21 protein-coding genes are annotated in these 21632 nt (G+C 64.5%); 16 read left to right on the top strand and 5 right to left on the bottom strand.

Going from position 1 to position 21632, the window contains the following annotated elements; all coding sequences use genetic code 11:
- Positions 1-10: 10 nt before the first annotated feature.
- The 10 genes from JKV55_RS08620 (at position 11) to JKV55_RS08575 (ending at position 8432) form a co-directional block, all read left to right on the top strand.
- Positions 11-409 (top strand): GFA family protein, encoded by a 399-nt coding sequence (locus JKV55_RS08620; protein WP_202084196.1) that lies wholly within the window; start codon positions 11-13, stop codon positions 407-409.
- Between the two features lie 34 nt (positions 410-443).
- Positions 444-1004, top strand: coding sequence for a hypothetical protein (locus JKV55_RS08615; RefSeq protein WP_202084194.1), 561 nt, complete (start codon positions 444-446; stop codon positions 1002-1004).
- A gap of 64 nt (positions 1005-1068) precedes the next feature.
- Positions 1069-1836, top strand: coding sequence for a potassium channel family protein (locus tag JKV55_RS08610; protein ID WP_202084192.1), 768 nt, complete (start codon positions 1069-1071; stop codon positions 1834-1836).
- A 1-nt stretch (position 1837) separates the two neighbouring features.
- The gene (locus JKV55_RS08605) at positions 1838-3205 is read left to right on the top strand and encodes a hypothetical protein (protein WP_202084190.1); all 1368 of its coding nucleotides are present in this window, start codon (positions 1838-1840) and stop codon (positions 3203-3205) included.
- Between the two features lie 173 nt (positions 3206-3378).
- On the top strand, positions 3379-4161 hold the full coding sequence (locus tag JKV55_RS08600; protein WP_202084188.1) for a carbon-nitrogen hydrolase family protein: 783 nt from the start codon (positions 3379-3381) through the stop codon (positions 4159-4161).
- A gap of 16 nt (positions 4162-4177) precedes the next feature.
- The gene (locus JKV55_RS08595) at positions 4178-4783 is read left to right on the top strand and encodes a PepSY domain-containing protein (RefSeq protein WP_202084186.1); all 606 of its coding nucleotides are present in this window, start codon (positions 4178-4180) and stop codon (positions 4781-4783) included.
- A 99-nt stretch (positions 4784-4882) separates the two neighbouring features.
- Positions 4883-6658, top strand: a complete 1776-nt coding sequence (locus JKV55_RS20090) for a methyl-accepting chemotaxis protein (protein WP_202084184.1) — start codon at positions 4883-4885, stop codon at positions 6656-6658.
- A gap of 209 nt (positions 6659-6867) precedes the next feature.
- Positions 6868-7341 (top strand): hypothetical protein, encoded by a 474-nt coding sequence (locus JKV55_RS08585; protein WP_202084182.1) that lies wholly within the window; start codon positions 6868-6870, stop codon positions 7339-7341.
- Positions 7342-7409: 68 nt separating this feature from the next.
- Complete coding sequence (locus JKV55_RS08580) at positions 7410-7700, top strand: sll1863 family stress response protein (protein WP_202084180.1); 291 nt, start codon at positions 7410-7412, stop codon at positions 7698-7700.
- Between the two features lie 255 nt (positions 7701-7955).
- Complete coding sequence (locus tag JKV55_RS08575) at positions 7956-8432, top strand: group I truncated hemoglobin (RefSeq protein ID WP_202084178.1); 477 nt, start codon at positions 7956-7958, stop codon at positions 8430-8432.
- A gap of 7 nt (positions 8433-8439) precedes the next feature.
- Here JKV55_RS08575 and JKV55_RS08570 read toward each other — a convergent pair whose 3' ends face one another.
- Positions 8440-9375 carry a DMT family transporter gene (locus JKV55_RS08570; RefSeq protein ID WP_202084176.1) on the bottom strand — a complete coding sequence of 312 codons (936 nt, stop codon included), beginning with the start codon at positions 9373-9375 and terminating at the stop codon, positions 8440-8442.
- A 174-nt stretch (positions 9376-9549) separates the two neighbouring features.
- Here JKV55_RS08570 and JKV55_RS08565 point away from each other — a divergent pair, with 174 nt between their 5' ends.
- Entirely contained in the window at positions 9550-10416 is an 867-nt protein-coding gene (locus tag JKV55_RS08565) for a helix-turn-helix domain-containing protein (RefSeq protein ID WP_202084174.1), read from the top strand.
- A 186-nt stretch (positions 10417-10602) separates the two neighbouring features.
- The gene (locus JKV55_RS08560; protein WP_202084172.1) at positions 10603-11079 is read left to right on the top strand and encodes an SgcJ/EcaC family oxidoreductase; all 477 of its coding nucleotides are present in this window, start codon (positions 10603-10605) and stop codon (positions 11077-11079) included.
- Between the two features lie 40 nt (positions 11080-11119).
- Here the strand turns inward: JKV55_RS08560 and JKV55_RS08555 are convergent, their stop codons facing one another.
- From JKV55_RS08555 to JKV55_RS08540, 4 genes are all read right to left on the bottom strand, one after another.
- Positions 11120-12844 carry a GGDEF domain-containing protein gene (locus JKV55_RS08555; RefSeq protein ID WP_202084166.1) on the bottom strand — a complete coding sequence of 575 codons (1725 nt, stop codon included), beginning with the start codon at positions 12842-12844 and terminating at the stop codon, positions 11120-11122.
- Positions 12845-12917: 73 nt separating this feature from the next.
- On the bottom strand, positions 12918-13502 hold the full coding sequence (locus JKV55_RS08550) for a PqiC family protein (RefSeq protein ID WP_237332748.1): 585 nt from the start codon (positions 13500-13502) through the stop codon (positions 12918-12920).
- 2 nt (positions 13503-13504) lie between these two features.
- Positions 13505-15142: an intermembrane transport protein PqiB gene (pqiB, locus tag JKV55_RS08545; protein WP_202084162.1), complete on the bottom strand. Its 1638-nt coding sequence runs from the start codon at positions 15140-15142 to the stop codon at positions 13505-13507.
- The gene (locus JKV55_RS08540) at positions 15135-16439 is read right to left on the bottom strand and encodes a PqiA/YebS family transporter subunit (protein WP_202084160.1); all 1305 of its coding nucleotides are present in this window, start codon (positions 16437-16439) and stop codon (positions 15135-15137) included. Before JKV55_RS08540 ends, pqiB begins: the two co-directional genes overlap by 8 nt.
- Before the next feature lie 366 nt (positions 16440-16805).
- Between JKV55_RS08540 and JKV55_RS08535 the strand changes: the two genes are divergently transcribed.
- The 4 genes from JKV55_RS08535 to JKV55_RS08520 all read left to right on the top strand — a co-directional run bounded on the left by JKV55_RS08535 (position 16806) and on the right by JKV55_RS08520 (position 21607).
- A complete protein-coding gene (locus JKV55_RS08535; RefSeq protein ID WP_202084158.1) occupies positions 16806-18638 on the top strand; it encodes a sensor domain-containing diguanylate cyclase in 1833 nt (610 codons plus the stop codon).
- A 139-nt stretch (positions 18639-18777) separates the two neighbouring features.
- Positions 18778-19149 (top strand): response regulator transcription factor, encoded by a 372-nt coding sequence (locus tag JKV55_RS08530; RefSeq protein ID WP_202084156.1) that lies wholly within the window; start codon positions 18778-18780, stop codon positions 19147-19149.
- The gene (locus tag JKV55_RS08525) at positions 19146-19769 is read left to right on the top strand and encodes a chemotaxis protein CheC (RefSeq protein WP_202084154.1); all 624 of its coding nucleotides are present in this window, start codon (positions 19146-19148) and stop codon (positions 19767-19769) included. The genes JKV55_RS08530 and JKV55_RS08525 overlap by 4 nt, the downstream gene beginning before the upstream one ends.
- 11 nt (positions 19770-19780) lie before the next feature.
- Positions 19781-21607 carry a sensor domain-containing protein gene (locus JKV55_RS08520; RefSeq protein WP_202084152.1) on the top strand — a complete coding sequence of 609 codons (1827 nt, stop codon included), beginning with the start codon at positions 19781-19783 and terminating at the stop codon, positions 21605-21607.
- Positions 21608-21632: the final 25 nt, after the last annotated feature.

The following is a 21632-nucleotide window of genomic DNA, read 5'->3' as shown; positions in this document are numbered from 1 at the left end:
GGAGGAAATGATGAAAGGAAAATGCCTTTGCGGCTCGATAGAGGTGGTGGCGACTGACCATAACGAAGTGGGCCTGTGCCACTGCTCCCTGTGCCGGCGCTGGTCGGGCGGCCCCATGTTTGCCGTTCATTGCGGTACTGATGTGGTGTTCAGCGGCGGCCAACCGGCCAGGTACCGCTCATCCGACTGGGCCGAGCGCGGCTTCTGCCCCCAGTGCGGCACCCACCTGTTCTACCATCTGCTGCCCAACGATGAATACATCCTGCCCGCCGGCCTGTTTCAGGAGCAGGATTTCAGCCTGACCAATGAAGTCTTTATCGACGAAAAACCGCCCTATTACGAACTTAAAAATGACACCCGCAAGTTGACCGGGCAGCAGGTGTTCGAGCAGTTTTCGGCCAAAGGCTGATATAAACAAACTGATACAAACAAAGGGATAAAAAATGAAAAGAATAGGATCATACCTCACACTGGCGGTGCTGGCAGGATGCGCCCAATATGCCCCGCAAGAAACGGCTTCTTATACCCCCGCCGCCTGCGTGGGCAGCGCGGCGCTGCCGGCGGCGGTTGCCGGCCAGTTCGACGCCATCGAGGATCCCGTGCTGCTCCAGCAGGCATTGGGCGAGCCCGAGCAGGGAAAACTCTGCCAGGGGCAGGTTTACCGGAGCAAGGCCGACACCCAAGTGGAAATATTCCGGGCCTGGAACAGCACCAACCCCAACAGCCAATACGGGCAATGGTGGGCCTTCAATAAACCCAGCGGCCCGGTCGCGCAATACCGGGCCGATTACGAAATCTGCTACCAATGGTCTCCGCTGGATAAGCTGGCCAGCTGTACCCTCAAAGCCGGGAGCAGGGTGGTCGTCGGCACCGGGCAAAGCGCGAAGTGCTCGGAATACCTGACCTATCCCGTGTCCGAAACCCAGCAGATCTTCATAGTGGATGCCGCCGACGCAGTCGCCGACTGCAGCATCAGCGATGGCATGCTGAGCTGGAATCCCTAGCGTCTTTTCCTGCGCTTACTTGGACTGATTTTTCGGGACCGCATTAACGCAACGGATGGCTGCAATGACAAAAACAAGGGCACGGCTCTACGGCCAGCTGGCACCGGAGGGCTGGGTAAAATTTGGCCTTTCACCAACGAATAAATTGATCTGCCTGCTTATCCTGCTGGCGGCGCTTACCGCGATCATCGAAACCGAAGCCAGCGTCCGGGATACAGCCCCCTTTCTGTTCAATACGTTGGAGGCCTGCTTTGCGATCATCTTCACCATCGAGTATCTGGCGCGCATTTATGCCGCGGGGGAGAATCCGAAGTACGGCGGAATAGCCGGGCGCCTACGCTATATGCTGAGCTGGTGGGCATTGGTGGACTTGCTGGCGATCCTCCCGTTTTTCCTCGGCTTTCTTGCCATCAACAATGCGTTTTTATTACGGCTATTGCGGATTGTCCGCCTGTTGCGCCTTTCCCGTCTGGGGCGTTTCAGCCAGGCCTGGTCGGCACTGGCGGAGGCGGTAAAGGCTCGTATGTACGAACTGCTATTAAGCCTGGGGCTGGCGGGGTTGTTGCTGTTGTTTTCGTCCGCCTGTTTGTATGCGGTTGAAGCGGCACACCAACCGGAGGCCTTTGGCAGCGTGCCTCGGGCCTTGTGGTGGAGCATAGCCACATTGACTACGGTGGGCTATGGTGATGTTACGCCTATCACGGCCTGGGGGAAGCTGTTTGCCGGTGTTACGGCCATTGCCGGCATCGGTCTTATCGCCATGCCCACCGGTATTCTGGCTGCCGCCTGCAGCAATGCTTTCCAGAAAAAAAACGCCAAGGAAGGACAATAAAATGGAGCTACCCGAATATGTCAAACGTGGCGAAGTCGCACGCCTGATCCCCGTTGTTGCCGATACCAATCGAGAACAACGGGCCGCTTCAATCCTGCTGGCCGCCCTGCGTGGTGTTTATGAATTCCGGCAAATGATGCTGGCGTCACTGGGGTTAAGAGTGGGTAACCGGGCCAGCCTGGACGCCTGGACCGAGGTGGTGTTGGAAAACGACGATGTTACCAGCAAGAATGATCGTCCCGATGGTTTGATTGTCCTTGGCACCGGTCGCAAGCACTGGAGCGCCCTGATCGAAGCAAAGATTGGCTCAGCCGAAATCGGTGAAGAACAGCTAAAACATTACTTGCAACAGGCCAAGAAGAACAAGATTGATGCGGTTATCACGATCACCAATCAGTTCGTGGCCATGCCGTCTCACCATCCGGTCAAAGTGCCCAAGTCGCTGCTCAAGGGGGTGGAGCTGTATCATTGGTCATGGATGTATGCTGTGACGCAAGCCACCCTGCTGCTGGAGTCTGGTGAAATCACCTCTCCCGACCAGAAGTTCATTCTTGAGGAAGTGTTGCGTTACCTCAGTCATGATTCCAGCGGAATCACCCGGTTCGATAGCATGAATCGAGAATGGAAAGATGTGGTCGCCAAGGTGAAGAGCGGTGCGGTATTGGGTAAAAGTTCCGAAGAGGTGGAAAACACGGTCTCAAGCTGGCATCAGGAGCAGCGTGATCTTTGTCTGGTCATGAGCCGAAAGCTGAGTCGCCAGGTCAAATTGAAGATTGCCAAGGCCCATCGTACCGATCCGGTACAGCGACTGAAAGATGACTGTGACATTCTTGCCAGGGAAAAGAAGTTGACTTGCTCTCTGGAAATCCCGGATGCCGCGGCCGACCTGAATATAACCGCCGATCTGACCAAACGCACCGTTGTTTGCTCTATGCGGCTTGCAGCACCTCAGGATAGGAAGCGCTCATCGGCCAGGGTCAACTGGTTGGCCAAACAATTGGCCAAGGCCGAGACCGACAATATGTACGTGAAGGCCATCAGGCCCGGTCGGGCCGAGGAGACCCAGGAACCGCTGGCCAAGGTGCTACAGGATGCCAATGCTCTCGACAATGCATCCAGCTCTGTGGTGCCGAGTGCGTTTGAGGTGTTTTATATCGCAGACCTGGGCGCGCGGTTTTCCGGCAACAAGGTATTTATAGAGGAATTGGAAAAAGCCGTACCGCACTTTTATCAGCAAGTGGGGCAAACGCTGCGCGCCTGGGTTGCGCCACCCCCCAAGCTGCAACGGCGTGATCCGGTGGCTCTGGAGCATGAAGAAGATGAAGAAGAGCCAGCCGTCTCCTCTCCATCCTTGCAGGAGCCGAACTAGAGCCGCCTATTCATGCGAATAAATTCGCGTCTACGCCCGGTGAGGCATTAAGCGGCGCGCTTATCGTTATGTACCAATACCCCATTCACGCGAATAAATTCGCGTCTACGCCCGGTGAGGCATTAAGCGGCACTTTTATCGTTATGTACCAATACCCCATTAACGGAGTCTGTGTGAACAACAGCACCCTCATTGTCGGCCTGGCTCAGATCCAGGCCGAGAAAGGCGATCTCGTCAACAACCTGAAGACCCACCTGGAGTTTATTGCGGCCTCTGCCCGGCTGGGGGCGGATCTGGTGGCGTTTCCCGAGCTTTCCCTCACCGGCTATGAGCTGGAGCTGGCGGCGGAACTGGCTTTGGAGGCGGGCTCATCCGTGTTGACCGAGCTGTCCCGGGCGGCGGTGCGGCACCGTATTGTGGTGGTGGCCGGCTGTCCGCTTAAAAACGGAGCGGGCAAGCCCTTTATCGGTGCGGTGATCTGTTTTTCCGATGGGCGGGTGGAGTATTACGCCAAGCAGTATCTGCATCCGGGGGAGGAGCAATATTGTGCTCCCGGTCATCGGAATTATCAGTTTCCGGTCAAGGGCCACCGGGTGGCCCTGGCCATTTGCGCCGACTTTGGCGAGGCCCGGCATGGGCGGGATGCCAAGGCCGCCGGGGCCGGGTTCTATCTGGCCAGTGCCCTGATCTCGGAACAGGGTTTTGCGGCGGACAGCCGGATGCTTTCCTCCCTTGCGGCCCGGTTGGCGGTGCCGGTGCTGTTGTGCAACCATGTCGGGGCCACCGGCGGCTGGGTAGCCTGCGGCAACAGCGGTTTCTGGGATGGTGCCGGCAGGCCGGTGTTTGCGGCCCGGGGCGCAAACACCGGATTGGTGCTCTGTACCCTCGGCGAAGAGCCGCAGGCCGGTCGTTTTTATCCCATCCAGGCTGAGCCGGCTTCCACGGTAAGTCTGTAAGCGCAACAAGTCCTTTATGTCCATCAATACAAGAAAACTCCACCGCCTGCTGGGGCTGCTCCTGCTGCTGCCCCTGTTCGGCTGGGCACTGACCGGCGCGGTGTTCTTTATCAAGCCGGGGTACCAGGGGGCCTATGAGCAGTTGGCGGTCAAGGCCCGGCCGCTGGCGGACGGGATGGAGATCCGCCCCGAGCCCCACTGGCGGCAGGTGCGGCTGGTGGGCACAGTGCTGGGCGCGCATCTGCTGGTCACCACCGAAGGGCCACCGCTGCATCTGCAGCCGGGCAGCCAGCAGCCCTTGCCGCTGCCGGACGAGGCGGGGCTGTGGCGGCTGCTGCAGGATGCCATCTCGGTCAATCCGACCCGTTACGGCGACATCGTAGCGCTTGAAGGCGCTCGTGCCCGCACCAGCACCGGGGTGAGCCTCCACCTGGACTGGAACACGCTAACCCTGCGCCAGCAAGGGTGGGATACCCGGCTTATCAACGGCCTGTACCGGGTGCATTACCTGCAATGGCTGCCCTCGGCGGGGGCCAACCGGATGCTGGGGTTGGCGGGCCTGGCGCTGCTGCTGGCCATGGCGCTGGTGGGATTCCGGCTCTGTTTCCGGAAAAGGAGCTGATTGGCTATCGGTTTCACTTGTCGCTCTCTTGATCCTGTGATTAAGCTTGATCGGGCCCAACAAATAAAAAGCCGGGATTACCGCATAAGGAGCTTGCTCATGTTCAGCAGAAAATCCGCTGCCGATGAAATCATTGATGCCATCAACCACAGCCAGGCCGTTATCCAGTTCGCTCTGGACGGCACCATTCAAAGTGCCAACGATCATTTTCTGGCTCTGACCGGTTATCGGGCCGAGGAAGTGGTGGGCAAGCATCACCGTATTTTTGTGGAGCCGGAAGAGGCTGCCGGCACTGCCTATCAACTGTTTTGGCAACAGTTGCGGGAAGGGCGGGCGCAAACCGCCGAGTTCAAGCGGCTGGGCAAGGGGGGCCGGGAAATCTGGATCCAGGCGTCCTACACCCCTATCATGCACAGCGGCAAGGTCAGCAAAATCATCAAGTTCGCCACCGACGTCACCGAGCAGGTGCTGCAAAAAGCCCACCTGGAGTCGCAGCTGAGGGCCATCCACCGGGCGCAGGCGGTGATCGAGTTCGAGCTGGACGGCACCATCATCACCGCCAACCAGAACTTTCTGGCGCTCATGGGCTACAGCCTGGAGGAGATCCGGGGGCGCCATCATCGTATGTTTGTGGCGCCGGAAGAAGCGCAGGGCGAGGACTATCGCCGGTTCTGGCAGCGGCTCAACGGGGGCGAGTATCAAACCGCCGAATACCGGCGCCTGGCCAGGGACGGGCGGGCGGTGTGGATCCACGCCACCTACAACCCCATCACCACACCCGACGGCAAGATACTGAAAATTGTCAAGTTTGCCAGCGACATCACCGAAGAGGTGCGCCAGCGCAACCAGTTCCGGCTGCTGTCCATGGTGGCCAACGAAACCGACAACGCCGTGGTCATCACCAATAGCGAGCACCGCATTCTCTACGTTAACCAGGGTTTTGCGCGCATGACCGGCTATAGCGCCGACGAGGCGCTGGGCCATGCGCCCCAGGAGTTTCTGGTGGGTGACAGAACGGATCCGGCCACGCGCGAGCGCATCCGTGCCGAGGTGAATGCGCCCAATGCCTTCTACGACGAAATCGAAATCTACCGCAAAAACGGCAGCTCGCTGTGGGTGTCGGTCACCAGCAACCCGGTGTACGAGCAGCAGCAGCACCAGGGCTTTATCGCCATCGTGGCCGATATCACCCAGGTCAAGTCGAACGCGCTGGAGTTCGAAACCCGTTTCCGGGCCATCGGACAGTCCAACCTGCTGGTGGAATGGCTGCCCGAGGGCGGGCTGGCCGACATCAATGATTATCCGCTCAGCCAGTATGGCATTGCGCCCGGGCGTTTCGCCGAGGCCATGCACTCCTGGCAGCACTACCTGAGCCAGCCGCAGCAGCGCCAACTGCTGGATGGCGACAATGTGCGCCAGGAAGTGCAGGTTCGGGTCGCGGGGCGGGAGCTGGGCGTAGACGCCACCTTCTGCGCGGTCAAGGATCCCTACGGGGCCCTGCAGAAGATCATCCTCTACGGTGCCGACATTACCGAGCACCTGGCGGTGGTGCAGTCGAGCCAGTCGGTGATGGAGCAGCTGCTGCGCTCGGGGCAGAGCATCAACGCCATGGTATCCAGCATCAACGCCATTGCCGATCAGACCAACCTGCTGGCGCTCAACGCCGCGATAGAGGCGGCCCGTGCCGGGGATGCCGGGCGGGGCTTTTCGGTGGTGGCCACCGAGGTGCGCACCCTGGCCGGCCGGGCCAGCGACTCGGCCAGCGAAATCAATGCCGTGGTCAGCCAGAACCAGCAGCTGCTCAACAGCCTGTCGCAAACCCTGGCCCGCCTGGGCACAGCGCAAGAGTCGGCCCAGCTGTTGAAGGCGTCCTGATGCAGGTCATTCCCCGGGCCGGCCAGGGGCATCCGCCGGGGCGGAGCATGGGCGTCCTCGGCAACCGGGCAGACCTGTTCTAGGATCAAGTTGTGGTCACCATGGCCCGGCCATATCCGGCGCCATCTGTTGTCCAGCAGGGGCTGATTTTCGGTCGCCGGGGCGGAGTCGTCCGGCGGTACAGGGCATTTCTCAGGGGAGGAGCACGCATGAAAAATATCCGATTGGGCCCTGCCGTCCTGGCGGCGGGCATCCTGCTCGGCGGTTGCGGGGCGGAGGATAGGGGCGTCGAGGACATGGTGGCGAGCCATATGGTGGGCGAGGCGCTGCTGGCCGCTCATTTCGTGGCCGCCGCCGAGCAGGCGGGCATGGAGGCCACGGCCATCAACGCGGTGTTGCAGGAGGTGGCCGCCCAGTCCGGTATCGATGAGTTCTGGATCACCGACTCGCAGGGCCATGCCTATCTGACCAACACGGGCGTGGATTTTACCTTCAGCCCGGATCCGGCGGTGCAGCCGCAGGCCTCGGTATTCTGGCCGCTGCTCGAGGGCACGGAGAGCGTCGTCATCCAGGAGGCCCGGGTGCGCGAGATCGACAACCAGAGCTTCAAGTACGTGGCCGTGGCGGGTGTCGACAAGCCGCGCATCGTGCAGGTCGGCGTTCGGGCCGATAACCTCAAGTAGCCGGCGCCGCAGCGGGCGAAGGCTCCCTTGGGCGGCCTTGAGTTCAACCACAGGCAAAGGAGAACCCCATGAACGAAAAAGAGCTGTACCGGCAAAAGGTGCAGGCCAAGCTGGACGAATGGAAGGCGGAGCTGGACAAACTCAGGGCCCGGGCGTCCGCCGTCGGCGCCGATGCCAGGCTGGGGCTGAACGAGCAGATCCACCGGCTGGAGGCCAAGGTCAAGGAAGGCGAGAAAAAGCTGGCGGAGCTGGCCAACACCAGCGAAGAAGCCTGGGACTCGGTCAAGCACGGCTTCGAGTCCGCCTGGGAGGCGCTCAAGGCCTCCTTCAAGGACGCGGCCGACAAGTTCAAGAAGTGACCATCCGCCAGGGCGGCCGAGGCGCCGGCATGCAGGCAAGCCGTCCGGGCTGCGGCGCAGAGGGAATGAGAGGCCACATCCCCTGGTGGGCGGGGCCCGGCGGTAAAAGCCGGATTTATTGCCGGTTGCGCCTTGCATCGGCCGGGGGCTGGACTATTTGTTTGTCATGGGCCGGCGTTGGTGTCCGGTCCCACCCGCGCCAGGGCGATTGGTGGCGGTAAAGGGCGGTGGCGCCCGCCCCGCACCGAGGACGAGATGATGAACAAATCCGTGTTTACCCGGGGCTGGCTGCTGCCGGCGCTGCTGTTGGCCCTGCTGGGCAGCCCGCCGCTGCCGGCCCAGGAGGCGCCGCCTTCGCTCTATCAACGGCTGGGCGGCCTGGCACCCATTTCGGTGGTGGTGAGCGACTTTATCGAGGTGCTGCTGCCGGACGAGCAGCTCAATGCCAATCCGGCCCTCGATGCCGCCCGCCAGCGGGTGCCCGCGCCTTACCTCAAGTACCATATCACCGCCATGGTGTGCGAGGTGACCGGCGGTCCCTGCAGCTATCACGGCCGGGGCATGAAGGAATCCCATGCCCACCTCAATATCACCGAGGCGGAGTGGCAGCGCATGCTGGTGCTGTTCCAGGAGGTGCTGGCCAGGCACCAGGTACCCGAGCAGGAAACCCGGGAGCTGCTCGACATAGTGGGCAGCACCAAGGCCGATATCGTCGGTACCGCCGCCCAGTAATCTCCCGTCATCCGGGCCGGCCCGCGCCGGCCCTGTCCCATTCCTTCCGTTTCGCTTCAGGCGGCGCCAGTCGTCGCCGGGGCCGCCAGAACATCACCAGGTTGCCGGCCAGGATCAGGCCCAGGCCGGCGAATGCCGGCGCCGTCCAGCGGTAGCCTTCGAACAGGGTGGACAGCCCCAGGGCCACCAGCGGAAACAGCAGGGTGGCGTAGGCGGCGGGGCCGGGACCGATGCGGCCCACCAGGGCGAAGTAGGCGCCAAAGCCCACCACCGAGCCGATGATGGCCAGGTAGAAGAGGGCACCCAGGTAGCGGGGCGAGCTGTCCAGCACCAGGGGCTGGCCGCTCGCCAGCACGATCAGCAGCATGGCCAGGGCGCCGTAGCCCATGGCGTAGGCGTTGGTGGACAGCAGATCCAGCCCCCGTCGCTGGTGGCGCAGGCTCAGCATGTTGCCGAGGGAGAAGCCGTAGGTGCCGAGCAGCGCCAGGCCCAGGCCGAGCAGCACCCCGGGGTTGAAGCCGTCGCGGTGGATGTCGGGCCAGAACAGGCACAGCATGCCCAGCAGCCCCAGGGCACCGGCGGCCAGCAGGCGGCGGGTGATCGGCTGGCGGAAGAAGACCACCCCGTTCAGGGCGTTGAACAGCACCGCCATGGAAAACACCACGGCGTTCAGGCCGCTGCTGATATGGCCGGTGGCGGTGTAGAAGCAGTAGAAGTTCAGGCAGAACACGCACAATCCCTGCAGGGCGCAGAACAGGTGATCCCGCCAGGCCAGGCGGTGCAGCCGGCGGCAGAGGGCCAGCACCAGCAGCAGGGTGAGGGCGGCCAGGGCGAAACGGTAGAATATAGAAACGGTCACCGGTACCTCGCCCAACTGGAAGGTGATGGCCATCCAGGTGGTGCCCCAGATCAGCACGGTCAGCAGGTAAAGCGTCAGGTTCATGGCGGTACTCCTCGTGGACAAGCCGCCATCATGCCCGCCGGTGCCGGTCCGGGCGCCCAGCTTCTTGCGGCCGACTTGCAGATTCTTGCGCTTTTTTGCCGGCAAGGTCCGCCGCCGGCTTGGCCCGGCCGCGCCGGCCCTATACCATCAGGGTTGTTGCCCGAGAGGAAGCCCATGTCGCCCCGTTACCATGTTCACCACTGCCTGAGCCAGCACCAGGCCCAGCTCAAGGACAGCGTCGACCTCGACGACGGCATCGCCCTGGCGCACTGGTACAACGACGACGACTTTATCGAGCTGGAGCGGGCCGAGCACCATACCCTCAGCCTCTACGTGGCCGACGGCTACCAGTCCTACCGCAAAACCGGCGCCGGCTGGCACAACGGCGGGGCGCCGGATCGCTTCTGCCTGATGCCGGGCCAGCACGAGTCCACCTGGGACATCCGCGGGCCCCTGGAGTTCGTGCACCTCTACTTTACCGATGCCCATCTGCGCACCCTGGCCGAGCAGGTGTGGGACAAGTCCCCCGCCGGCCTGCTGCTGGAGGAACGCACCTTCGCCGAGGACGAGCGCATCAAGGCGCTCTACCGCCAGTTCCTGCTGGCCTGCGACTGGCGGGACAACAGCGAGCGCCTGGCGCTCAGCAGCGCCGTCACCCTGCTGCTCACCCAGTTGCTCAAGGGCTATACCCAGTATCGCTGGCAGGCGCCGGCGGTCCGGGGAGGTCTGGCGCCGGCCCAGCTGCGGCGGGTAAAGGACTATATCGAGGCCCACCTGGATCAGCCCCTGCCGCTGAAGGCGCTGGCCGGGGAGGCCTGCCTCAGCGAGTACCATTTCGCCCGCATGTTCAAACAGTCCGAGGGCTTGCCGCCGCACCAGTACGTGCTGGCCCGGCGCCTGCTGCGGGCCGAGCAGTTGTTGCGCCACAGCGCCTTGCCGCTCACCGAGGTCGCCCTGGCCTGCGGCTTCGGCTCCGCCAGCCATCTGGCCCACCGCTTCCGCCAGAGCCGGGGCCTGCCGCCCTCGGCCTTGCGCGGCTAGGGGCAAGCGGGCGCCCGGCGTGCAAAAAACTGTCGCGCTCAGTCCGCCCCGGGCGTCAATCCCCTGTTTTTGAGATGGAAAGGGTATCAATCGAATCTTATTGATGCGACCCTCGGCCCCGCGGGTGTGACCCGTACGCAAGGGGCGCCGCCCCCATGGAGTTTTTCTCTGATAAGGAGTATTGCAATGAGGTTGATGGGTATTATTGTCGTGTCCGCCGTACTGGCCGGTTGTGCCGCCGAGGACGGGCGCCAGGTGCAGCGGGTGCAGGAGCCGGTGTGTCACTCTCCCACCGAGCAGGAAGTGGCCGCTCTGTTCGAACGCTGGAACCAGTCCCTGCTCAGCGGTGATCCGGCGCTGGTGGTGGCCAATTACGCCGAGGACGCCATCCTGCTGCCCACGGTGTCCAACCAGCCGCGGCTGACCCAGGCGGAGCGGCAGGACTATTTCGAGCATTTCCTGGCGGACCGGCCCTCGGGGCGGATCGATCTGCGCCGGATTGAGACCGGTTGCAACAGTGCCGTCGACGCCGGTCTCTATACCTTCACCTTCGCCCGCACCGGCGCCAGCGTCAGCGGCCGTTACAGCTACAGTTACCGCTGGGATGGCGAGCAGTGGCTGATCACCAGCCACCACTCCTCGAAAATGCCGGAAAACCACTGATCCGCACCGCAGGAGCGCCCGCACACGCAGCCATTCGCGTTTACGAGGACGGCTGTTCCCCGGCCGGCGGCCGGCGGTAAATCCGCACCCGGTCGCGGCCCTCGGCCTTGGCCCGGTACAGGGCTTCATCGGCGCGGCGCACTATCTGCTCCCAGCCCAGGCCCGGGCCGCCGGCCACCCCTATGCTGGCGCTGATGCTGAGGGTTTGCTCTCCCCCCAGCCGTACCCTGTGATGGCGAATGGCCCGGCGCAGGCGGCGGGCCAGCAGGGCCGCCTCGCTCAGGCGGTAGCCCTCGATCAACACCGCGAATTCCTCGCCGCCGTAGCGGCCCAGGTGATCATCCTGGCGCAGCTGGGCACGCATCAGCTCGGCCAGCTCGCGCAGTACCTGATCGCCGGCCGGGTGGCCATGGCCGTCGTTGATCGACTTGAAGTGATCGATGTCGAGCAGGATCAGGTGGGGGCAGTCCTGGCGCCGGGGGCTGGCCGCCGCCCGTTCGCCCAGCTCGTCGAGGGCGCGCCGGTTGAGCAGGCCGGTCAGGCCGTCGGTCAGGGCCAGCTGCTCCAGCTCCCGGGTGAGCCGCCCCCGTTCCATCAGCCGCTCCGATACCATGGCCATGGCATGGTACAGCCGGCGGACCTCGCCGGCCTCACCGGGCCGGGGGTGGGGCAGGGCGGGTGCGCCGTCGGCCAGGGTCACCACGGCGTCGGCCGCCCGCAGCAGGGGGCCGAACAACCGCCGCTGTACCGCCAGCACCAGGCCGGCCAGCAGGCAGAGCGAGAGCAGGGTGGTCAGCCCCAGCGTGGCCAGGGCCTGCAGCGCCCTGTGCTCGCGCTGCTCGAACTCCCGTACCGTCAGTGCCAGCAGCCGCTCGCGCAGCGCCTCCAGCGGCTGCATGGTGGCCACGTAGCGGTCGGTGAAGCGCACGGCGTCGAGCGAGTAGCCTCCGGCGGCGGGTGCCTCCGCCAGCAGGCGGTCGACCAGGCCGAGCCCGTCGCCGAAGTAGCGGATTTCCGCCTGCTGGCGTAATTGGCGGAACTCGGCGTCGAGCGGCAGGGCCTCGGCACTCGGCCTGAGCAGCGCCCAGAGTTCGAGCAGGCGGCCGCGGGTGATCTGGCCCTCGATGCGGTTACGCAAGGGGATGGGCTCGCCCGCCGCCAGGGGGGCGATCAGGTAGGAGCCGAGCCGGCCGGCGTACTCGCGCAGGTTGCCCAGCATCATGGTCTTGAACAGGGGGGCGGTCAGCTCCTGGTCCCGGCGCATCAGCTCGGTGGCCTGCCACTGGATCAGGCCGAAGTAGCTGTCCCAGGCCGCGAACATGGCCTCGATGGCGGCCTGGATGTCGTCATCACGGCGGGCGCCGGCGGCTTGTGCCGCCACCCTGTCCACCGCCCGGCGGCCGGCATCGAGCCGGGCATGCACCGCCGCCAGCAGCTCGGGAGGAAAGGCGCCCAGCTCCAGCCGGTGCAGGTGGTCGTCCGTCTGCCGGCGCAGCTGCTCGAGCCATGCCCGGGCCCGGGGCCGTTGTGCCTCGTCGGCGCTCATCAGGGCGTTGGCCGGCCCGCGCTCGGCGGAGATCAGGTTGGCGGCCTCGAAGACGGTGGTGAACTGGCGGATGTCCCGGGCGTTATGCCGGGCCTGGAGGAAGCCGTCGACGGAGCGGTAGAGGGTGGTGCCCGCCAGTATGGCGGTGCACAGGGCCGCCACCAGGGCCATGCACCAGAGCTTCCATTTCAGGCTGTGTCGTATCGTGGTATCCGGCATCTTGACTCGGGTATGGGAGCCGGGCGCGGAGCCCGGAGAGATGGCCCGGACGGGTCCGGGCCGGCACTGTGGCTCAGGGCGCTTCGCCCAGCTCCGCGGCCAACTGGTCGGCCACTTGCTCCCAGGCGGCGCCCAGGGCGCGCACCAGGGCGGGGTAGCCGTCGTCGGCCAGGGGCTGTTCGGCGCTGAAGGCGGCCTGGGCCAGCAGGCGGCCGTTGCCGTCCAGCAACTGCCACTGGCCCTCGGCCAGGGCGACGCCGTCGAAGCGGCCCTGGAAGCGGCTCACCTGCACCCGCAGGTCGCGTACCGGCGCGCCCTCCAGCAGCGGCTGGCCGCGGCCCACCACCTGGGCCCGGGGCAGGGCGCGGCCGAGCCGTTCCTGCAATACCCGCTGCAACTGGCCGGCGATGTCCTCGGCCCAGAGGTGCTGGCGCGCCTGGTACACCTCGATGTCGTTCAGCTGCATCACTATGCCCTCGCTGTCCAGGTGGCCGGCCAGCCGCACCGGCGCCACCTGTATGGCCAGGCGGCGTTCAAACTGCCGCTCCGGCGCCGTGCTCGGCAGCAGGTAGCTGGCGCCGCCGGGCTGGCTGCCGGCACAGCCGGCCAGGCCGAGCAGGGCGGCCAGCAGCAGGGCCGGCAGGGGGCGGGTGCTCATTCTCATTTCGGGGCCCTCGGTTGTGGGTCTTCGGTCAGTTTCTTGTCAAAGATCAGGGCGTTGGGCTGATCGCTCAGGGTGCGCACCACCGGCTGCAGCTCGCGCATCAGCTTCTCCAGCCGGGACAGGGTCTGGGTCAGCTCGTCGTAGCCCTGGGAGTCGGGGGCGAAGCCCTGCAGGGTGTCGCGCAGCTGGCGCAGGGTGGCGTTGGCGTTTTCCGGCAGCTGGCCGGTGGCCGGATCGGCCAGCAGCGCATCCACCGAGGCGGCGATGCCGCTGACTTTCGCCATGGTCTGCTGGGTGGTGGCCAGGGTGTCGTTGAGGGTGCTCAGTATCGGCTCCACGTCCAGGTTGTTCAGCTTGTCCAGCAGGTTGGACACCTTCTGCTCGATCTGGGCGAAGCTGCCGGAGGTGGTGGGGAACACCGGCCGCTCCACGAAGCTCATGCGCTGGAAGGGCACCACGTCCTGGTGGAAGTTGAGATCCACGAACAGGGCGCCGGTGAGCAGGTTGCCGGCCTTGAGCGAGGCGCGCAGGCCGTTGCCGAACATCCGTTCCAGCCGCTGGTACCACTGCTCTATGTCGATCTCCTGCTGTTCCTCGTCGAAGCGCTGGGGCTCGATGCGGATCAGCACCGGAATGGCGAAGCGGCTGAGGGAGTCGGGCTGGGGCGCGCTGAAGTTCCAGGGCACGCTGACCACGGTACCGATGCGCACGCCGCGGTATTCCACCGGGGCGCCGGGGCTCAGGCCCCGCACCGTGTCATCCACCAGCAGCACGTATTCCAGATACTGGTTGTAGCTGCCTTCGTAGGCGCTGTCTTCGTCCGGGAACAGCACATAGCTGGCACCCGGCTTGGCGGGGCGGCCCATGGCGGCGTTCTCCGCGACCCCGAAGGTGACGCCACCGCCGATCAGGGATTCAAGCGATGCCACATTGATCCGAAAGCCCTGGGAGTCCAGCCGTACATCCACCCCGGAGGTGCTCCAGAAGCGGGTGGTGCTGGTGACCAGGGTTTCGTAGGGCGACTGGATATAGAGCTGGTGGCGCATTTCCCGTTTCTTGGGATCGAAATGGCTGTCTTCCACCCGGCCCACGGTGTAGCCCTGGTAGCTGACGGGATCGCCGGTGCTGATGGCGTTGCCCACTTGGCTGACCAGGGTGATGCGCAGGCCGGGGGCGTCGGGGGAGGCCACCGGCGGCTGCTCCAGCACGGTGAAGGTGCGCTGGGCCTGGTCGCCGCTGCCCGGCAGCAGCTGGATATAGGCGCCCGAGAGCACGGTGCCCAGGCCGCTGATCCCCTCCCGGCCGATGCGCGGCTTGACCACCCAGAAACGGGTGTCGCTGTTGAGCATGGCTTCCGCCTGGGGGCTCATGCGGGCGGTGATCTCCGCGTGGGCCAGATCGTCCGACAGGTTCACCCGCTCCACCCGACCCACTTCCACGTTGCGGGTCTTGATCAGGGTCTTGCCCGCCTCTATGCCTTCGGCGTTGTCCATGATCAGGGTGATGGAGGGCCCCAGTTTGCTGAGGTTGTCGTAGATCATCCAGGCGCCGATCAGCACGGCCACTAGGGGCACTATCCAGATGGGCGAGAGGGATCTTTGGGTCCGGCGTTCGGCACGCAGGCTGTCAGGCATGGTCGTGTTCCTTGCAGGCGTTGGGGTGGCCGTCATCCGGCCGGTCGGAATGAGTATCGGAGGCGGTGCCGGCCCAGATGGCCCTGGGATCGAACACCATGGCGGCCAGCATGGTCAGCACCACCACGGCGGCGAAGGCCAGGGCGGCGGGGCCGGGCTCGATGGACATCAGGGAGCCGCTGCGGATCAGCGCCACCAGAATGGCGACCACGAACACGTCCACCATGGACCAGCGGCCGATAAACTCGGTGACGCGATACAGCCGGATACGGGTCAGGCGGTCGAAGGCGTCCTGGCGGCGGCTCACCACGTAACAGAGCCACAGCAGCGCCAGCATCTTGCTCACCGGCACCAGCACGCTGGCGGTAAAGATGATAAGGGCGATGGGCCAGTCGCCGTGCTGGATAAACAACAGTACCCCGCCCATGATGGTGGAGGGCAGGCTGCTGCCGAGCGAGGTGGTGATCATGATGGGGTAGAGGTTGGCCGGCAGATACATGATGAGCGAGGCGGCCAGCAGCGCCAGGGTGGCCTGGTTGCGCACCCCCCGGTAGGGGTGCAGCGGCTCGTCGCAGCGCAGGCAGCGGCCCTTGCCGCTTGTCGGCAGGCGGTTCACCAGGCCGCAGGTATGGCAGCCGGTCAGGCCCTGCTCGGCGGCGGTGATGCCGGTGCGGCTGCCTTCCGGCGCCATCGGCTCCCGGTCGAGGGAAAACCACAGCCAGTCGCTGTCGATGGACTGGGTGGTGAACAGCAGCAGCAGGGCGTAGGCACAGAAGGTCCAGAACGACAGCCCCAGCTCGATATGGGCCATGCCCATCACCTTGATCAGGCTCACCAGGGTGCCGATCACGAAAACATCCGCCATCATCCAGGGGGTAACGTGGCGCAGGGTGCGGGCAATCTGGCGGCTGCGGGGCAACGGCCGGCGCAACAGCACCCCCAGGCACAGCCAGGCCACACAGCACAGGTAAATCGCCGGCAGCACTATCACCGTCAGCAGCACGCACAGGGCCACCAGCGGCTGGTGCAGGCCGATCAGGGTGGAGGCGGTGGCGGTCAGCTCTATCCGGTTGCCGATGCCGCTGAGATCGAAGCCGACGAAGGGAAAGGCGACAGACAGCCCCAGGGTGAGCAGGGTGGCCAGGCTGAGCGCCAGGCTGCGCTCGGCCGGGTTGGCGTGGCGGCGCACCAGGGTGTGGCCGCAGCGCGGGCACTCGGCTTTCTCCCCCGCTTTCAGCGGCGGCAATGCCACCAGCAGGTCGCACTCGTGGCAGGCACGCAAACGGCGCCGGGACACGGAATGACGCCGGTGCCGGCGGGGGTTGGCTGCCCCGCCGGGTGCGGGAACTGTATTATGTTCAGTCAATATGACCTTGTACCTCTGAATACCGCCTATGAGTGGTTGATACTACGATAATTTTGCCTGCTTAATAAAGGACAACCGGGGCCGGTGCCCCGGTGTTTCAGGGGGCCATGGCGATATGCGCCGGGCCGGTGCCGAGGCGTGCGGTTTTTTTGTCGGAAACCAGAGCCGTTTACTTGACGAATATTGACAAATGATGAAAATGACGCCACCAGCGCGCTGGTGGTAGCGCCCTCGAATGGTTTCAGCCGACCCTGTTCGGCCAAGGATTGGCCCGAATGATGACATGGAGTAACCGCATTGCAGCTTCCCCGCTATCCTGATGACGAGGCCCGCCGGCTGCAGTTGCTCCGGGATCTGGCCGTGCTGGATACCGGGCCGGAAGAAGGGTTTGACGCCCTGACCCGGCTGGCGGCGGAGATCAGCGGCTGCCGGATTGCCCTGATCACCCTGGTCGACCGGCAGCGGCAGTGGTTCAAGTCCCGCCACGGGCTGGACGTCAGGCAGAGCCCGCGGGAGATCAGCTTCTGCGGCCATGCCATATTGCAGCGGCAGCCCCTGGTGGTGCAGGATGCCGCCCTGGATCCGCGCTTTCGGCAGAGCCCGCTGGTGGCTCGTCAATCCGTTCGTTTCTATGTCGGTATTCCCCTGTTGGTGCAAACCGGCGTCAGCGCCGTGGGCACCCTGTGCGTGGCCGATCCCGACCCCCGGCCCCAGGGGCTGAGCGAATTGCAGCTGCTGCAGCTGGCCACCCTGGCCGAGCTGGTGTGCGAGCGGCTGCGCAGCCGCCTGATCATCCGCCGCCTGCGGGAGTCGGAGCGGGTGCGCAACCGCCAGTCGCAACTGCTGGAGGCGATCAAGCGCGCATCCGGTATCGGCTTTGCGCTGCTGGATCAGGCCGGCAGCATCGTCGAGCTCAACGAAAAGGTTGCCAGCATCCTGGAGCAGACGGCCGAGGCCCTCAAGGGGGCCGATCCCCTGGCCCTGACCCTGCCGGCGGCCAGGACGAGCGTGGCACGGATGATCAACAGCTGCCTGGCGCAGGGGCTGAGGGTGAAGGGGGACTGGCCCTTGCTGGACAAACAGGGGGCGCTGCGCATCGCCGGGGTGAATGCCGAACGGCTGTGGCTGGATGAGCAGCCCTACCTGTTTTGTGTGGTCACGGATAAAACCCAGGAGCGGCTAGAGGAAACGCTGCGCGACACTCAGGCCCATACCCTGCGCGAAGTGACCCTGGAAAATACCCTGACCGAAATTCTGGCCTCCATCGGCAACGCCATCGTTTATCACCGGCCCGGAGCCCGTGTGCTGATCAGCCACCTCACCGACAACAGCCTGGATACCGAGTATGTCTCTCACCCGGAGCTGGCCAGGGTTGCGCTGCCGCCCCTCAATGGCACCCGGCCGGTATTTTACGGGGTGGAGCAGACTCCCTTTGTCCGGCACGATACGGCAACGGGGGCCTGGTGGCGGTTCCCGGTACTGAGCGAAGATCGGTGGCGGATCCTGGGGGACATGTGGATTTTGCCCCGGCAAGCCACCCGTCCTTCCGCGTCTGAAGCCGCTTTTCTGGAAGCGCTGGCCCGGGTGGCGGGTTTTGCCATGGAGCGGCAGGACCAGTGGAAGGCCCTGCGGGAAAGAGCCGAGTACGATGCCCTGACCGGGCTGGCCAACCGCACCCTGCTGGGGGAGCAACTGGCCCAGGCGCTGAGCACGGCCGCCGAGCACCGGCGGCAGGTGGCGCTGTTGTTTATCGACCTCGATGACTTCAAGCGGGTGAACGACAGCCACGGCCACCATGCCGGCGACAAGGTGCTCACCTGCCTGGCGGAGCGAATGAGCGAGACGCTGCGCAAGTCCGACACCATCGCCCGCCTGGGCGGCGATGAATTTGTGGTGGTGCTGCCGGAGGTCGATTTGGCCACGGCACAGCGGGTGGCGCAAAAACTGCTGGCGGTGCTCCGCCAGCCGGTGCGCTGGGAAGCCGCCGTGCTGCCGGTCAGCCTGAGCATCGGGCTTATCCTGTCCCGTCCCGGTGAGCTGGATGAACAGGCCCTGATCCAGCGGGCCGACGCCGCCATGTACCGCGCCAAGCAGGCGGGGAAAAACCAGCTGGTGGTCCTGCCCGCCTGAACCGCGGGTGCCCTGGTCCGGGACCCCGTGAGCGGGCCGTTTTTTCTGCCAAAGATTCGTTCATATCCATTTCAAACGGTTGTGTTTTCTCTATAATGCCTAGCTTGTTGCAATTTTAAGCCGTTTCCGGAATGTATTAATGACTCAAGCCAAAGCCATGACCGTGCTGCTGGTCGACGACAGCAGAGTAGCCCGTCTCAGCCTGATGCGTCAGTTGCAAAGCTTGCCGCTGTCGCTGGATATCCTGGAGGCCGCCTCGGCCGATGACGCCCTGGCGCTGATGCAGGAGCGCCAGGCCGACGTGGCGCTGATCGACTTCAATATGCCGGGTCGCGATGGTATCGAGCTGGCCGGCCTCTTTCGGCAGAGCCACCCGCAGATGAAACTGGCCCTGGTCACCGCCAATATCCAGGATGCCCTGGTGAAACGGGCCCGGGAGCTGGATATGACGTTTCTGGCCAAACCCGCCAGCCTGGAAGGCCTGGCCCGTTTCTTAGAGGTAGCCGAATGACCCTAACCCTGACTGCCGATGAACATGATGTCATTGTCGAGCTGATGAACATTGGCGTCGGGCGGGCGGCCAGCGCGCTGTCGCAACTGGTGCAGGACGAGGTGTTGCTGTCGGTGCCCCAGTTGCAGTTTTTGTCTCCGGCCGAGGCTAGGGAAATTTTCTGCCGCTCCATGCCCGGCTTGCTGGCCGGCGTGATCCAGGGCTTTCGGGGCTTTATGAGCGGCCGGGCCGCGCTGTTGTTTCCCGAAGAGCGCAGCCTGGAGCTGGTCCGGGCCATGCTCGGGGCGGATCTGTCCGCCGACGAGATTTCCGAGCTGGAGCAGGAAACCCTGGCCGAACTCGGCAATATCCTGCTCAACAACTGCCTGGCGACCCTGGCCAATATGCTCAGCCAGCAGATCCAGACCGATCTGCCCCAGGCGTTCAATGTCGATACCCCTCACTTGCTGAACCGGCTGTCGCTGGATACGAATGGCGACGACTCCATGATCATGCTGGTACAGATAGATTTCAGCCTGCGTGAAAGCGCCCTGCAGGGGTATCTGGCGTTTCTGATCGACGTCCATTCGGCGGACACCTTTATCGAGGCGTTGCGCTGTTATCTGGCCGAGCTCGAGTGAGGACAGCCGCCATGAATGCCGCCTTGGGCCAGGTGAACGGGCTGAGCATGATCACCCTGGATCATATTGAATGTGGCGTTATCCTCCTCGACCAGGAGCGGCGGGTCCGTTTCTGGAACCATTGGCTGGAGCAGCACAGCGGCATCGCTGCCGGCGAGGCCGCCGGTCGCCGGCTGGAGCAGCTGTTTGGCGAGCTGCCGGCGGTACTGCTGGATGCGGTAGGCGACGCCTGCGAGCACCGGCTGTCGCGGCTGTTGTCTCACCAACTGCATCCGCAACTGCTGCCGTTGCGTCGCCAGGCGTCGTCCGGGGCGGGCAGCCCGCTGTTCCATTCCATGCTGTTGCGGCCCCTGGCGGAGAGTGACGGACTGACCCTGGTGCAGTTGCACGACATCACCAATGCGGTGCGGCGCGAGCGTCACCTGCGCGACAAGGAGCAGGCGCTGCGCAAGGTGCACCAGACCCTGTCCGAAGAAAAACAGTTTATCGACACGGTATTGAAAACCATCAGCGCCCTGGTGGTGGTCACCGATACCTATGGGCGTATCATCAGCATCAACCGCAGCTGTGAGCAGCAGACCGGCTTCAGCGAGGAGGAAGTGCGGGGCCAGCCGCTGAAGGTGCTGTTCAGCATCGATCTTCTCTTCAACAACCTGGTCGACGGCCCCCGGGAGTACGAGGAGCCCCGGCCCTTCGTCTGCCGCATGCACAATGCGGCGGGGGAACAGATACATATCCGCTGGACGGTGAAATGCGTCGGCGATGCCGGTCAGCCCCCCCGTTACCTGATCTATACCGGCCAGGACATCACCGAGCGGGAGCGGGCCGATGCCTTGCTGCGCCTGGAGCGGGAGATCCTGGAAATGGCCACCGCCGGCGAGCAGCCGGACAAAACCCTGGATCATATCTGCCTGGCGCTGGAGCGGCAGCTGGAGCAGTGCCGGGTGGCGGTGCTGCGATGGGCGGCGGATGACCGCCTGCAGGTCAGCAACGGCCCCTCCCTGCCGGAAGACTTTTGCCGCCGCCTGGCCGAGTTGCAGACCGACAGCCTGCTGAGCATACTGCAGCCGGGGCTGCAAAGCGGCCGGCTGCAGGTGTTCGTGGCCGAAGGTTCGGCGTTCCGCTGGCAGCCCTGGCTGGCGCTGGCGCAAGACCATGACATGGCCGGTTGCTGGCTGATGCCCATTCACGACAGCGCCCGTGCGCAGCAGACTCTCTTCGCGGTGTTTCCCCGTCAACGCATCCATCCGTCGGCCCATGAACAGATGGTGATCCAGCGTATCGCCCACCTGACGTCATTGATCCTGGAGCGTCACCTGCAGCAGGAGCGGATCCGCTACCTGGCCCTGCACGATCCCCTGACCGGCCTGGCCAACCGCAGCCTGCTCAACGAACAGCTGCTGCGCGGCATTCACCGGGGCCGCCGGGAACAGCAGCCGTTCGCGCTGCTGTTTATCGATCTGGATGGCTTCAAGGCGCTCAACGACACCCATGGCCACGACGCGGGCGACGCCTACCTGGCCGCCCTCGGTCACCGCCTGAAAACCAATTTGCGGGCCACCGACTGTTGTGCCCGGACCGGCGGCGATGAATTCGTGGTGTTGCTGGAGGCGGTGGCCGACGAAGCCTCGGCCCGGCGCATCGCCGAAACCCTATTACGGCTGCTGTCCACGCCGCTGGACTGGAGCGGGCATGCCCTGCAGGTGTCGGCCTCCATCGGCATCGCGCTCTATCCGGAAGACGGCGACAGCGCCGACGCCCTGCTGACCCGGGCGGATAACGCCATGTACGGCGCCAAGGCCAGGGGCAAGGGCTGCATAGAGCGGCTGCGGGGATAAGCCGCGCTGCCGTTGAGGGAGTGAA

The organism is Zobellella iuensis (assembly GCF_016746085.1).
Lineage (GTDB): Bacteria > Pseudomonadota > Gammaproteobacteria > Enterobacterales > Aeromonadaceae > Oceanimonas > Oceanimonas iuensis.
This window is presented reverse-complemented; position numbering and strand designations above follow the sequence as displayed.

What these genes read in the sequence shown, in the direction of transcription:
- JKV55_RS08520 (WP_202084152.1), top strand. Translation starts at nt 19,781, where the DNA reads ATGAATGCCGCCTTGGGCCAGGTGAACGGGCTGAGCATGATCACCCTG.
- JKV55_RS20090 (WP_202084184.1), top strand. Translation starts at nt 4,883, where the DNA reads ATGTTCAGCAGAAAATCCGCTGCCGATGAAATCATTGATGCCATCAAC.
- JKV55_RS08550 (WP_237332748.1), bottom strand. Translation starts at nt 13,502, where the DNA reads ATGAGCACCCGCCCCCTGCCGGCCCTGCTGCTGGCCGCCCTGCTCGGC.
- JKV55_RS08575 (WP_202084178.1), top strand. Translation starts at nt 7,956, where the DNA reads ATGATGAACAAATCCGTGTTTACCCGGGGCTGGCTGCTGCCGGCGCTG.
- JKV55_RS08615 (WP_202084194.1), top strand. Translation starts at nt 444, where the DNA reads ATGAAAAGAATAGGATCATACCTCACACTGGCGGTGCTGGCAGGATGC.
- JKV55_RS08565 (WP_202084174.1), top strand. Translation starts at nt 9,550, where the DNA reads ATGTCGCCCCGTTACCATGTTCACCACTGCCTGAGCCAGCACCAGGCC.
- JKV55_RS08570 (WP_202084176.1), bottom strand. Translation starts at nt 9,375, where the DNA reads ATGAACCTGACGCTTTACCTGCTGACCGTGCTGATCTGGGGCACCACC.
- pqiB (WP_202084162.1), bottom strand. Translation starts at nt 15,142, where the DNA reads ATGCCTGACAGCCTGCGTGCCGAACGCCGGACCCAAAGATCCCTCTCG.
- JKV55_RS08605 (WP_202084190.1), top strand. Translation starts at nt 1,838, where the DNA reads ATGGAGCTACCCGAATATGTCAAACGTGGCGAAGTCGCACGCCTGATC.
- JKV55_RS08595 (WP_202084186.1), top strand. Translation starts at nt 4,178, where the DNA reads ATGTCCATCAATACAAGAAAACTCCACCGCCTGCTGGGGCTGCTCCTG.
- JKV55_RS08560 (WP_202084172.1), top strand. Translation starts at nt 10,603, where the DNA reads ATGAGGTTGATGGGTATTATTGTCGTGTCCGCCGTACTGGCCGGTTGT.
- JKV55_RS08580 (WP_202084180.1), top strand. Translation starts at nt 7,410, where the DNA reads ATGAACGAAAAAGAGCTGTACCGGCAAAAGGTGCAGGCCAAGCTGGAC.
- JKV55_RS08530 (WP_202084156.1), top strand. Translation starts at nt 18,778, where the DNA reads ATGACTCAAGCCAAAGCCATGACCGTGCTGCTGGTCGACGACAGCAGA.
- JKV55_RS08555 (WP_202084166.1), bottom strand. Translation starts at nt 12,844, where the DNA reads ATGCCGGATACCACGATACGACACAGCCTGAAATGGAAGCTCTGGTGC.
- JKV55_RS08620 (WP_202084196.1), top strand. Translation starts at nt 11, where the DNA reads ATGAAAGGAAAATGCCTTTGCGGCTCGATAGAGGTGGTGGCGACTGAC.
- JKV55_RS08610 (WP_202084192.1), top strand. Translation starts at nt 1,069, where the DNA reads ATGACAAAAACAAGGGCACGGCTCTACGGCCAGCTGGCACCGGAGGGC.
- JKV55_RS08525 (WP_202084154.1), top strand. Translation starts at nt 19,146, where the DNA reads ATGACCCTAACCCTGACTGCCGATGAACATGATGTCATTGTCGAGCTG.
- JKV55_RS08585 (WP_202084182.1), top strand. Translation starts at nt 6,868, where the DNA reads ATGAAAAATATCCGATTGGGCCCTGCCGTCCTGGCGGCGGGCATCCTG.